This window comes from Actinoplanes sp. NPDC023936, from assembly GCF_040639325.1.
In the GTDB taxonomy this organism is placed as follows: Bacteria; Actinomycetota; Actinomycetes; order Mycobacteriales; family Micromonosporaceae; genus Actinoplanes.
In genome coordinates this window covers 153,099-165,501 of the sequence record NZ_JBEZZR010000018.1, presented here as the reverse complement: position 1 = coordinate 165,501, position 12,403 = coordinate 153,099, and the positions used below count along the sequence as shown (strand labels likewise).

Sequence of the window (12,403 nt, the reverse complement as noted above, 5' to 3'; positions counted from 1 at the left end):
CCCTACGGGCCGCCCCAGCGGCAGCCCACCACCCACCCGAACCGAATCACCAGCCACTGCCCACGAGCAGCCAACCCCAAAAACCAACAGGCTCCCTGGCACAGATGAGAGGTCACGATGGCGTTGCGTGTGCCCTCGCCGCCCCTCAGCCGCGCGTGCGTGTGCCCTCGCCGCCCCTCAACCGCGCCTGCGTGTGCCTCGCCCACCCTCAGCCGCGCCTGCGTGTGCCCTCGCCCACCCTCAGCCGCGCCTGCGTGTGCTCGCGTCCCGGATCGTGCAGCGGCTGCCCGGCCGCACGATCCCGGCCGCACGATCCCGGCCGCACGGAGCCCCGCCGCACGGCTCAGGCCGTGAAGGTCCAGCGTGAGTTGATCGCGTAGTTCAGCACCGGAATCAACACGATCGCGACGGCCTGGACCACCGGATACGACAGGCCCGCCACTTCCGCCCCCACCCACAGCACCACCGCGTTCAACGCGAACGCCGCCCCGGTGACCACCAGGAATCGCGGCCCGGAGACCCGGTGCCCGACCGCCGACCGGAACACCCACGTGTGCTGCAGCAGATACGACACCACCACGCTGGCCGCGAATCCCACGCTCGACGCCGGCACCGGCGCCAGCACCCGGGTCCCGGCCAGTCCCACCCCGAAATGGGTGGCCGCGCTCAACCCGCCGCTGATCCCGTATCGGACGAGGCGTGCCAGGCCCTCAGCGTTCGGCATGCTGTTCGGCCACCCACTGCTCCGGCACGCCCGGCGTCGCGACGTCCGACCGCTCCTGGATCAGGTAGCGCGGCCGGGCCCGGACCTCCTCGTGGATGCGGGCCAGGTACTCCCCGATCACCCCGAGGCCGAGCAGCACGAACGTGCCCGTCACCAGCAGCAGCAGGATGACCGTGGTGAATCCGGCCACCGATCCCCCGCTGATCCAGCGCACCAGGGTCTGCACCCCGAGCACGACCGAGAAGAGCGCGAACCCGATCCCCGCCATCGTGACCAGGTGCAGCGGCGCGGAGGTGAACGAGGTGAGACCGTTCACGGCGAGCCGGCACAGCCCGCGCAGCGTCCACCGGGAGGCCCCGCCGGCGCGGTGGTCGATGTCGACCTCGACGGTGGCCCGGGTGAAGCCGATCCAGCTGCTGGTGCCACGGAAGAACGACGAGTGCTCGGGCAGGCGCAGCAGCGCGTCCAGTGCGGGCCGGCCGAGCAGCCGGAAGTCGGTGGCGTCGACCAGGTCGACCCGGGTGAGGCCGGTGAACGCGGTGTTGAACAGGCGGGAGCCGAGCCGGTTGCCCAGCGACTGGCCGGCCCGGTTGCGTTTGACGGCTTCGACCACGTGCGCGCCGTCCTGCCAGCGACGGACCAGGGCCGGGATCGCGGACGGCGGGTGCTGCAGGTCCGAGTCGATCACCACGACGGCGTCGCCGCCCGCCTGCTCCAGGCCGGCCAGCAGGGCTGCCTCCTTGCCGAAGTTGCGGGAGAGGCGCAGGCCGCGTACCCGGGGGTCGAGCCGGGACTGATGTGCGATGCGGGACCACGAGTCGTCGGTGGAGCCGTCGTCGACGAGCAGCAGCTCGTAGCGCAGGCCGGCGCCGTCGAGCACCTCGGCGATGCGGGCGGTGAACAGGTCGACGCCGTCGCCCTCGTTGTAGATCGGCGCGACCACCGAGATGAGCGGGTCGTTCATCGGACCACCTGGCAGAACGGGACGCCGGCCAGCGCGCGGGCGGCGGCGTCGAGCGATTCGGTGAGGCGGCGCTGCCGGGCCGGCTCGCCGTCGAGGTTGTGCAGCGCCTCGCCGAGCAGCTCGCAGCGGCGGTCGTTGCCGGCCAGGCCGCGTTCGAAGCCGCCGACCGCGAGCGCGATCCGGTTGTCCAGCTGGGAGGGCGCCCAGCCGGCGGAGACGTCGGCGTAGGCACGGTTCGCGGCGGCGCCAGCCCCGGCGCAGATCACCAGTCCGGAAAGGATCAGCGCGACCGAGGCCCGGCTGCGGACCACGACCAGCGCCACGACCACGAGCAGGAGCATTCCGGCGGGCGCGGTGACGGCCGAGTCCCGCCAGCCCTGGGTGAGCAGCGCGCGGGTGTCGAAGTAGTCGTGCACCTCGACGCTGAGCGCCGCCGGGAGCGCGCCGCAGACGAGCAGGGCGGCGGCGGCGATCGCCAGGCCGGTGAGCGGTCCGGCGCCGGGCCGCGACGCCGAAGACAGAACCTTGCGGGTACGGACGCCGAGCACCGCGAGAACGAGGAACGCGGCGACCGGCAGGACTCCCCAGAGCCAGTTCCCGCGCGCCTGCTCGGTCGCGGCCTGCCACTGGGCCGGCGGCATCCAGGCCACCAGCCGGGCCGGCAGCACCAGCAGCGACCGGGCGTCGGCCGCGACGTCGGAGCCGTGGTAGCAGCCGCCGTCCGCGCAGTAGCCCCGGATGATCCAGCGGACCACCGCGACGACCGGCAGGAAACCGGCCCAGAGCAGGGCGGCGAGCCGCACCCCGCCGGAGGTGAGCAGCCGCCGGCCGGGCAGCCCGAGCACGAACCGGCCCCGGGCCAGGACCGCCACGGTGGCCAGCGGCACGGCGAAGTAGGCCGGCTCGTTGAAGACCGCGAGCGCCCCTCCGGTGGTGACCGCCAGGACCGCGTGCCACCAGCGCAGCCGGTCCAGCCGGCAGGCCGCCGCGGCGACGAGCATGACCAGCGCGGCGGTGCTCAGGTAGAGACCGCCGAACAGCGTGGTGGTGCTGTTGCGCCCGGCGGCGACCAGGCCACCCGCGACCGCGTACGGGGCGAGCAGCGCGACGAGCGACGGCCCGGAACCGAACAGCGGTCCCCGGGTCAGCACGCTCTCCGCAAAGATCACCACAGCGCCGGTCAGCACCACCGCGGCGCCCATCGTGACCAGGCGCAGCATGATCGCCGGAGACAGGTGCAGCTGTTCCGCGCCGAGCAGGACCAGCAGGTCGAGAGCCTTCTCCAGCATCCGACCGAGCGGCCGGAAATTGCCCAGCCGCAGGTACGTCTCCCCGGTCCCGATGGTGTGCGAGACGATCCGCACCGGGTCGTCGAGGAACAGCCCGCCGTGCCAGTAGATGTTGAACCGGTGGTCACCGCGGGGCGCGACCGCCACGAGCGGCGTCAGCACGATCAGCGGCAGCAGCACGCAGCGGCGCAGGACGTGCCCCCAGAGCCGGGTCCCGGACTCCGGGTCCCGCGGCGGGCCCGGCCGATCCTCCGGCTGCTGCGGTAATAGTGCGGTTTGCGCGGTCACGACTGAGGCAACGACGGGTGCGCGGGCGGGGTTGTGTCGATCTCGGAGAGCAGATCCGCCAATCCGGGCGGCGCATCCGGATCGACGAAGATCACCTGCGCGGCGGCGTGGTCGCGGGAGAGGTGCGCGAGACGCTCGGCGAGCACACCGTCCCAGGGCCGGTCCGGCCGGTGCTTCTCCCAGGTCCGCCGGTCCGGCAGGTACTCCAGGATCAGCCCGGCCTTGCGCAGCAGCGAGAACGCCGGCTCGTCGGTGAGCACGACGGCTCGATGATCGTTCTCGACGAGCAACCGGCGCCGCACCGCCAGCACGAAGTCGCGCAGCGCCGCCAGGTCCAGGCCGATCGCCACGTACAGATGGGTGGGCTGCGGCGGCGCGGCGACCTTCTTGCGGCGGGCCGGCTGCGCCGGCTTGCGCCGCGCCTTCCGGACCAGCTTCCGGGAGGCGCCGAGCGGGCTTCGAGCCAGATCCACGAGGGTACGGCCCAACCGGTACGACCCACTGGCCCGCAACCGCCGGATCGCCTCGCGTTCGTCGTCCCGTTCCCCGGTCACCTGATCGAAGCGGGACCGCCAGGCGTCGCGCTGCTGTTCGATGGTGCGCAGCCGGACGACCAGAGCGTCCACCCGTGCCGGGTCGGTGAGTTCGGTGCTGCGGTCGGGCATCGTCATACTCCGGGGGTTCGTCGGTCGGCCAGCTCGGCGAGCCAGCGGGCGGCCGCCGCGGCGCCGTTGCCGGGTCTGACCTGTTCGCAGCGGCGGCTCAGCTGGTCACGGACGTCGGCCCGCACCGCCTGGGCCAGCACTCGGTCCAGGTCCGGGCCGTCCGGCTCCTCGACGATCAGCGCGGCGCCGGCCGCGGCCGCGAACCGGGCCCGGCTCACCTGGTCGTCCAGGGACGTCTCGTGGTTGGGCACGAAGACCGCCGGCACGCCGAACGCCAGCAGCTCATGGAACGAGTTGTAGCCGGACGCGCTGATCACCAGGTCCAGTCCGCGCAGATACCGACTGATCGGGTACAGCTTCACCAGATGGGTCCCGGGGACCGGCGGCATCGGCTCGGTGGCGATCGCGGACTCGGCGAGCACCACCTGGAAACCGGCGGCCCGCAGGTGCCCGGCGATCCGGGCGACCGGCGACGCGATGTCGTTGATGTTGCCGGCGCCGAGTTGCAGCAGCGCGGCCGGACGGCCCGGTTCGAGACCGAGCGTCTCCCGCGCGGCGACCGGCTCGGCCAGCTCGCCCGGGTCGAGATAGGTGATCGGGTCGACGGTGTGCACGCCGGCCCGGTCGGTGACGGTCGGCCCCTCGTCGGCGGCGGCCGCGAACTCGCCGGGCTCGAGGATCGCGTCGAAGTACCCGCCTCGTTCGATCCACTCGGTGCCGGTGTCCCGCCGCCACATCGGCCGCCGCACCCAGACCCAGGTGACGTCCGGGCGGGACCGCACGGCGGCCACGATGCCGTCGTGCGGGACGCTGTCGACCGCGACCACTGCCGGTTCGTGCAGGTCGATCAGGTGCTCGAGCCGGCTGCGCAGCGTGTCGGTCCAGCGCTGCCGGGGCAGCTTTAGCACGCTGCGGGACGGGATGTACTCGGTGAGGAAACCCTCCCGGTGCGCGACCGAGGCGCCGTGCGACTGAGTGGCGATCACCGTCGGGGTGCCCTCCGGAAGCCGCCGGCCGATCGCCATGAGCCGCGACAGGTGGCCCAGGCCGACACCGTTGTCGCTGACCATCAGCACGCCACGGTTGCGCCGGGAGACGACGAGCGCGGCCGGCCGGTGCACCTCGACGTCGGTGCCGGGGCCGGGCGGGCGCACGCCGCGGTCGGCGAGGCGGGACAGGTGGGACGCGTACCCGAAATGGTCCTCGACGAAGTCGCGGGCGTTCTCCGCGATCTCGCGGTACCGCCGCGGGTCGGCATGCAGCTCGCGGACCAGCGGCAGCACGCCGGCCGGGGTGGTGTAGAGCGCCGCGGCGCCGAAGACCGGGCGGAAGTGCTCGCCGATCAGCACCGGCACCCCGGCCGCCATCGCCTCCATGATCGTGCGGCCGAACGCCTCGACCAGGTCAGGATCGTGGAAGTAGACGAAGAAGTCGAGTCCGCCGAGGAACTCCCGCGGCGGCACCGAGCCGAACTCCACGATCTCCCAGCCGGCCGGCCGGCGGCCCAGACGCTCGACCGCCAGCTCGCCGCCGCCGAGGATCCGCACCCGCACGCCGGCGTCGTCCGGATAGGCCTGGAGGAGCTCCTCGGTGGTGCGCGGCCACTTCACCGGGTCGGGGCGGCCGTGCCGGCCGATCACCGGGACCGGGCCGGCCGGGCCGGTGCGGCCGGTCCACCACTGCGCCACGTCGATGATCTCGTGCCAGTCCTCGCCGGAGAGCGGCGCGTCCGGGGCCGAGCGCAGCACCTCGGCCCGCACCTGCGGGCTGATCGGCGCCCACTCCACGTCGTTGCCGAAACAGGCCTCGATCCGGGCCCTGACCTCGGCGAAGTCGTAGTAGCGGGCGGGGTCGGCGGCGTCGCCGGGCGCCTGGTTCAGCACCATGACCGTGCGATCCGCGGCGACCCGGGGCACCGACGCCGGGTCGGCCGTGAAGATCCGTGGCTGGCGGAGCACGAACAGCTTCGCGCGCACCAGCTCGCCCTCCACCGCGAGGTGCGCCGAACCGTCCTTGAGCAACTCCACGATCAGCGGATTGAAGGGACGGTCACGCTTGAGATGCGGCGAGCGCACCTGGACCAGAACCGTGGAGAGCCCGGCCCGTGCCTGCGCCCGCACCTCGGCGGCGATGCTGGCCGAGGTGCCGCCCGGATAGCGGAAGTCCGAGAGGATCGCCACGTCATGGACGTGCTCGGTCATTGAACTACTCCGATGTCTCGCGTGGCGTGCCTGACGACGCCACAACGAACGGCGCTCGCCCGGCGTCACGCTCCCACCCACCCGGCCGTTGATCCCCGGGGCACCGCGAGATCACCCGGCAGGAGCACATGCGCAGGCTGCACACGACACCCGACGCGTACGGAACCGAACTGCTCGAACGGCAGTGGAGTGAACTGTGCGACAGCTCACCGGACGGACCCGCCACGGCCGCCCTGCACACCAGGTCGGCGTCGGCACGGGCGGTCCTCGCCTACGCCGCCGCCCGCCGCTCGGTGGACGACCTGATCGGCGGCGCGTACGAGGGCCGTCTCTTCCCGGACGCCGACCCCTGGGTCTTCGGCGAGCTCGCCCGGGTGATCGCCCTCCAGGACCTCTGGACCGAGGACCGGGCCGACGCCATGGTGCTGCTCGACTCGCTGCTGCGCACGGCCGGGGCGGCCGGTGTCGCGCCACGGCACCAGGGCCTGCACGCCCAGCTCGCCTACGCCACGGGTGACCGCACCCGCACCGAGAAGCTGCTGGCCGACTACCCGCGGATCCCCGATCCGGTACGGACCGCGCTGGTCGTCGACCTGACCACCGGCGAGGACTGGACGGGCCGGTTCCTCGGGCTGCTGCCGGCGCCCGGTTTCGCCCTGGACGGTGAGATCGGTCCCCGGTTCGACCGGATCCGCTCGAACCGGGCCGGCCGGGTCGGCTCGGCACACCGGATCACCACGATCGTCACCACGTACCGGCCGGGGCTGCCACTGCTCACGGCCGTCCGCTCGCTCGTCGCGCAGAGCTGGACCAACCACGAGATCCTGGTCGTCGACGACGGCTCCGGGCCGGGACACGACGCGGTGCTGGACCGGGCCGCCGCGCTCGATCCACGGGTCCGGGTGATGCGGATGCCGGAGAACGGCGGCACGTACCTGGCCCGCAACGCCGGGCTGGACGCGGCCACCGGCGAGTTCGTCACGTTCCAGGACTCCGACGACTGGTCCCACCCGCTGCGGCTGGAACGGCAGGTGGCGCCGCTGCTCGCCGACGAGACGCTGTTCGCTACCACGTCGGCCGCCATCCGGGTCACCGAGAACCTGGTGGTGACCCGGCCGGGGGTGCCCGAGCACCGGTCGTACAACCTCTCCTCGCTGATGATCCGCCGCGAGGCCGCGCTGCAGCGGCTCGGCTATCTCGACACCGTCCGCAAGGGCGCCGACGCCGAGTACGTGGAACGGGCCCGCGCGGTCTTCGGACGGCCGGCCGTGCATCATCTCGGCGGCGAGCCGCTCGCGCTGGTCCGGCTCAGCGCCCTGTCACTCTCCAGCGCCGACATCGCGCCCGGCTGGATGCATCCGGCGCGGTACGCGTACCTGTCGGCCTTCCAAGCCTGGCACCACCGCCTGGCCGCCGGCCGCGCGGAGGCCCGGCGGGACCGCTCGCCGGGCGCCCGGGCCTTCGCCGTCCCGCGCCGGCTGGCCGAGCACCCGTCCCGGCAGCGGGCCCTCTCCGCAGTCCCCCATCGCGGGTTCCCGGGGCGGGACTACGACGTGATCCTGGCGGCTGACTGGAGCGCGCCGCCGCCCGGTCTGGCCGAGCCGCACGCCGACCGGTTGCGTGCGGTGTCCGTGCCGGGCCGCTCGGTGGCGGTGCTGCACCTGAGCCTGCTGCGGAACGTGACAGGCCGGCCCGCCAACCTGGACCCGGACGTCCAGGAAATGATCAATTCCGGACGAGTGGACCAGGTCGTGCTCTCCGACGAGGTGTCCGCCCGGCTGGTCCTCGTGCAGGACCCGGCGCTCGTCGGCTTCGCGCCCGGATACCCCTCGGCGATCCGCGCGGACCGCGTGGTGATCGAGGCGGACCCGGCGTGGGGCGAGGCGGCCTTCCACTGCGAGGCCGAGGCACGACGCCTGTTCGGCGTGGAACCGTGGTGGGCGCCCGCCGGAACCGCCGAGCGCCGCCGGCTGGCCGGCGGCCCGTTCGGCATCCGGCTGGCCAAGGCCGACCTCCCGGCGACCATCGACCCGGACCGCTGGCGGCTGCACCGCACCGGGCCCCGCGCGGACCGCCCGGTGATCGGCCGGGTGCTGACCGCCCGCCCCGGCGCCGGCATCGCCGCCGAATGGCTGCGGTTGCGCGAGGCGCTGCCGGCGCCGGCCGGGCTGGACGTCCGCGTGCTCGCCCCCGAACCGCCCGCCAAGCTCGGGAAGAACTGGCTGGTCTACCGGCCGTCCGACGTGGAGGTGCGGGCGTTCCTGCACCAGCTCGACTTCTACCTGCATCTGCCGGCCGACGAGCGGACCACGACACTCGACCCGGAGTTGCTGGCGGCGCTCGCGGCCGGCTGTGTGCCGGTCCTGCCGCACCGGTACCAGCCGGTGCTGGGGCCGGCCGCCGTCTACTGCGAGCCGGCGGAGGTGGCGGGGACGGTGGCGAAGCTGCACCGGCGGCCGGAGGCGCTCGTCGCGCAGAGCCGGCGGGGGCTGGAGTTCGTTCGGCGCGATCATCATCATGGTCGCTTCGCCGAGGCGGTGGCGGTGCTGCTCGCTCCGGATCCGGTTGAGGGTCGAGCGGTTGCCGAGTTGCCTGCGGCCGGCCGGGATGAACACCGCTAGCCGGGATGAATACCGCTATTCGCGATGAACGCGGCTGGCGGCGGCTGGCGGCTTTGTCGGCACATCGGCCGCCGCCGAGCTCAGCGGTGACGCGGGCATATACATCGTCCGGTGAGGGCGGGGGCCGCCGACGATCTTTCGTCAGCGTGCGTGATCGTCACTGGGCGTGTCGGTATTAGAGGTGAACCCGGCGCTTCGCGGAAAGGCGCGGACGTCCCAGGCCCTGCGGAATGCCGCAAAGCAGCGGCGCTCCACCGTTATCACTCACCCGCAGTGACGCTGGCGCCGATTCAGGCCAAACAGCAGCCACCACCTGGCCAGACATCTCCAAGATCCGCGCCGGAGGGCGGGGCCCAGGCCGCGCGGGGCGGACCACGGGTGGGGCCGGCGGGGCACGGGCCGGGCGGCGGGCCGGTGGGCCGGTGGGGCACGGGCCGGGCGGCGGGCCGGTGGGCCGGCGGGGCACGGGCCGGGCGGCGGGCCGGTGGGCCGGTGGGGCAGGGGCCGGGCGGCGGGCCGGTGGGCCGGTGGGCGTCAGCGGTCGGGGCGGGGCTGCCAGGGGAGCTTCGGGTCCAGCAACGGGGCGATCAGCTTCGCGTACGCCGCGGTCATGTGGTTGCTGTCGCGGTAGACCAGCCGGTTGCCGACCACGAGCGGGCACCGCTGGGCGCAGAGCCACGGCAGCGGGTCGACGGTGGGGACGCCCACCTCGTTCCCGGTGGCTCGCTGGATCGCTCGCCAGCCCGGCTCCAGCACCACCATGTCGGCCGGTGGCGCGCAGGTGCCGATCGCGGCCGGGCGGGTGGCGAGGCAGTCGGCCGGGTCGCCGGCCAGGAACGGGGTGTCACCGAGCATCGCGACCTGACCGGCGGCCCGCTGCAGCCGGTCGAGGGTGCGCCGCCAGGCGGCCCGCCACACCGCGTCGGGGTCGGCCGGCTCGCCGGTGAGCAGCGCCCGGTAGTTGACGCTGGAGGAGACCACGACCAGGTCGGCCCGGAGCTTCCCGATCTTCTTGATGATCTGCCGGCGCCAGGTGTCGCACTCGGTGTACCGGCGCTGCGCCCGCCGTTCCTGCAGCTCCAGGTCGGCCGGGCTGCACGCGCTGCGGGTGTAGACCATCAGCCGCCAGTGGCGCTTCTTCGCGAGGTCCTCGAGCGCCGGGAACCACTGAAGGGCGTGCGAGTCGCCGAAGAGAACCACGGTGTGGTCGGCGCCGGTGTCCCCGTACGCGCACTCGGTCGCCGGCGCGAACGCGCCGGTCAGGCCGACGTGGCAGCCCTCGTCCTGGGGCGCGGACCGCTCGCCGGCCGCCGTCTCGAACTCGGGCGTCAGGTTCTCCGGGACCTCGGTGGTCGACTGGCCCGCGACGATCATGTGTTTGAGCTCGGCGGCCGGGTCGACGGCCCGGGCCATCAGCCGGCGGGCGTCCGGGACGGCGTCGCCGGTCGGCATCAGCGGCGGGAAGATCATGCCGAGGGCGGCCAGGCCGGCGGCCGCGGCCGACAGGACGAATCCGAAGCCCAGGCCGCGGCGCGGGTACGGCTGCCAGAAGCGGTGGTGGCGCACCGGGTTCTCCAGCAGGTGGTGGCTGATCGCGGCGAGCCCGAGCGCGGCGGCCGCGAACCCGGCGCGCGCCGGCAGGCCGGTCGGCGCCAGGAAGAGCATCGGCCAGTGCCAGAGGTACCAGCCGTAGGACATCCGGCCCACCCAGCGCATCGGCCAGGTCTCCAGCAGACGGTTGCCGCCGGCCGCGATCACCGCGATCGTGCCGAGCACCGGGACCAGGGCGGCCGCGCCCGGGAACGGGGTGGCCTCGTCGTAGAGCACGGCGGCGGCCACCACCGCGGCGGCGCCGATCCAGCCGAGCCACGGGCGGCGGCGACGCGTACCCGTCAGGAGAAGCGCGAGCAGCGCACCCGCGCCGAGCTCCCACGCGCGGCTGAGCGAGCCGAAGTACGCCCACGGGGCGGCCCGGTCCAGCTCGTGCACGCTCCAGGCGAACGAGGCGACGGTGCCCAGGGACAGCACCGCGCCGGGCAGCCAGCGCCGGCGCCGCCCCCAGATCGCCAGCGCGCCGATCAGAACCGGCCAGATCAGATAGAACTGCTCCTCGACGGCGAGCGACCAGAAGTGCTGGAACGGCGAGGGCGCCTGGTCGGCGAAGTAGTCGGTGCCGGCGTCGGCCAGCCGCAGGTTCATCGTGTAGGTGGCGGCCCCGACGGCGTCGGCCGCGTACCCGCCGAACCGGTTCGGCGGGGCCAGCCACCAGGCCGTCACCAGGGTCGACGCGATCACCAGCGTGGCCAGCGGCAGCAGCCGCACGGCCCGGCGCGCGTAGAACCGGGGCAGATCCAGCCGGCCGGTGCGCAGCAGCTCGGCCCGGAGCAGCGAGGTGATCAGGAAGCCGGAGATGACGAAGAAGACGTCCACTCCGACGAAACCGCCGGCCAGCCGGGGCACCCCCACGTGGGCGAGCACCACGAGCAGCACCGCGACGGCCCGCAAGCCCTCGATGTCCGCCCGGTGCCGGTGGCGGGGCGGTTCCGCGGCAGGAGCCGGGCGGACGTCGGGTCGCACGAGCGTCGTGGTCATCGATCAGCCGTGCGCGGCGGCCATCGAGGGAGGACGGGCGAACGCCAGCACCGCGTGCCGGCCGAGGATCTCGCCTTCCCGGGTGAGGCCCTCGTACCGCTCGGTCCAGGCGGCCAGCGCGGCCTGCTCGTCCTTGCGGCCGGCGTCGTCGAAGATCAGCGTGGCCCGGTCCGCGAGCCGCTTCTCGATCATGTGAAGGGCCGGGAAACGGGCGTCGGCGCCGATCGCCGCGGGCGGCCCGTCGATCAGTACGAAGTCGATGTCGTGCAGGTCCGCGAGGGTCTCCGGGTCGTACCAGGGGTAGTCGCGGCCGTCGATCGACGCGGGCGTGAGCGGCGCGTCGCGAACCTCGGCGACCTCGGCGAGCCCGTGCGCGGTGAGCACCGCGCGGGTGCGCCGGGCGAACTCGCCGTCGTGGTCGAGGGAGATCAGCCGGCCGCCGGACTGCTCCAGCGCGTACGCGATCCACACCGACGACGTGCCGCTGCCCAGCTCCAGCACGAGGCGCGGCTGGCGGATCCGGATCAGGTGCAGCAGTTCCAGCAGATCGGTCGGGTTCAGCGCCCAGTCGCCGGAGGACGGCATCGGGGCGCGCGGCACGAAACCCTGGAACAGCTGGACTGTCGCCTCGAACTCGCGCGGCAGGCCGAGCACCTGGGCGGAGCTGGCCTTGCGGTCGGCGACCTGCTTGACCCGGGCGATCGCCTCGGAGAGCTCGAGGTGGCGGTCACCGGCGGTGAGCCGTTCCCGCTCCACGGCCGCGACCAGGCGCCGCTGCATCTCCTCGACGGTGGTGCGCAGGTCGCGCTGGGCGGCGAGACCGGCCTTCTGCACGCCGGCGAGCCGGCGCAGCACCACGAGCAGCAGGGCCAGCGTCACGCCGGCGAGCAGGCCGAGGAGCGCGGTCGCCACCTGGGCGTACCCGGTGAGCGCGGCAGCCGCGACACCGGCACAGAGGACGCCGGCGCCGCACAGGGCGGCCGCCTGCCGTCCGGAAAGGCTCGGCAACCGGCGGACGACCCGCCGGCCGATTCGGGTCAGGGAACTCATGCGGGCACT

The 12,403-nt window shown here is 73.8% G+C and carries 8 protein-coding genes; 1 reads left to right on the top strand and 7 read right to left on the bottom strand.

The features are described from left to right. Positions 1 to 343 precede the first annotated feature (343 nt). Genes AB0F72_RS23610 through AB0F72_RS23590 form a run of 5 tightly spaced genes read right to left on the bottom strand, consistent with a single transcriptional unit; the run spans position 344 to position 6,131 of the window. The gene (locus AB0F72_RS23610; protein ID WP_360435091.1) at positions 344 to 724 is read right to left on the bottom strand and encodes a GtrA family protein; all 381 of its coding nucleotides are present in this window, start codon (positions 722 to 724) and stop codon (positions 344 to 346) included. Further along, entirely contained in the window at positions 711 to 1,688 is a 978-nt protein-coding gene (locus tag AB0F72_RS23605) for a glycosyltransferase family 2 protein (protein WP_360435089.1), read from the bottom strand. The genes AB0F72_RS23610 and AB0F72_RS23605 overlap by 14 nt, the downstream gene beginning before the upstream one ends. After that, positions 1,685 to 3,265, bottom strand: a complete 1,581-nt coding sequence (locus tag AB0F72_RS23600; RefSeq protein WP_360435087.1) for a hypothetical protein — start codon at positions 3,263 to 3,265, stop codon at positions 1,685 to 1,687. The genes AB0F72_RS23605 and AB0F72_RS23600 overlap by 4 nt, the downstream gene beginning before the upstream one ends. Beyond that, the gene (locus AB0F72_RS23595) at positions 3,262 to 3,930 is read right to left on the bottom strand and encodes a hypothetical protein (protein WP_360435085.1); all 669 of its coding nucleotides are present in this window, start codon (positions 3,928 to 3,930) and stop codon (positions 3,262 to 3,264) included. Before AB0F72_RS23595 ends, AB0F72_RS23600 begins: the two co-directional genes overlap by 4 nt. A 2-nt stretch (positions 3,931 to 3,932) precedes the next feature. Next, complete coding sequence (locus AB0F72_RS23590) at positions 3,933 to 6,131, bottom strand: glycosyltransferase (protein ID WP_360435083.1); 2,199 nt, start codon at positions 6,129 to 6,131, stop codon at positions 3,933 to 3,935. Positions 6,132 to 6,259: 128 nt separating this feature from the next. On the opposite strand from AB0F72_RS23590, the gene AB0F72_RS23585 reads away from it, so the two are divergent. Continuing rightward, entirely contained in the window at positions 6,260 to 8,752 is a 2,493-nt protein-coding gene (locus AB0F72_RS23585; RefSeq protein WP_360435081.1) for a glycosyltransferase family 2 protein, read from the top strand. A 534-nt stretch (positions 8,753 to 9,286) separates the two neighbouring features. Here the strand turns inward: AB0F72_RS23585 and AB0F72_RS23580 are convergent. After that, on the bottom strand, positions 9,287 to 11,344 hold the full coding sequence (locus AB0F72_RS23580) for an acyltransferase family protein (protein WP_360435079.1): 2,058 nt from the start codon (positions 11,342 to 11,344) through the stop codon (positions 9,287 to 9,289). Positions 11,345 to 11,347: 3 nt separating this feature from the next. Beyond that, positions 11,348 to 12,394, bottom strand: a complete 1,047-nt coding sequence (locus tag AB0F72_RS23575) for a class I SAM-dependent methyltransferase (protein ID WP_360435078.1) — start codon at positions 12,392 to 12,394, stop codon at positions 11,348 to 11,350. Between the last annotated feature and the right edge of the window lie 9 nt (positions 12,395 to 12,403).

Excerpts from the sequence above, each read along its gene's own strand:
- AB0F72_RS23585 (WP_360435081.1), top strand. The coding sequence starts at position 6,260 with ATGCGCAGGCTGCACACGACACCCGACGCGTACGGAACCGAACTGCTC.
- AB0F72_RS23590 (WP_360435083.1), bottom strand. The coding sequence starts at position 6,131 with ATGACCGAGCACGTCCATGACGTGGCGATCCTCTCGGACTTCCGCTAT.
- AB0F72_RS23580 (WP_360435079.1), bottom strand. The coding sequence starts at position 11,344 with ATGACCACGACGCTCGTGCGACCCGACGTCCGCCCGGCTCCTGCCGCG.
- AB0F72_RS23595 (WP_360435085.1), bottom strand. The coding sequence starts at position 3,930 with ATGCCCGACCGCAGCACCGAACTCACCGACCCGGCACGGGTGGACGCT.
- AB0F72_RS23610 (WP_360435091.1), bottom strand. The coding sequence starts at position 724 with ATGCCGAACGCTGAGGGCCTGGCACGCCTCGTCCGATACGGGATCAGC.
- AB0F72_RS23575 (WP_360435078.1), bottom strand. The coding sequence starts at position 12,394 with ATGAGTTCCCTGACCCGAATCGGCCGGCGGGTCGTCCGCCGGTTGCCG.
- AB0F72_RS23605 (WP_360435089.1), bottom strand. The coding sequence starts at position 1,688 with ATGAACGACCCGCTCATCTCGGTGGTCGCGCCGATCTACAACGAGGGC.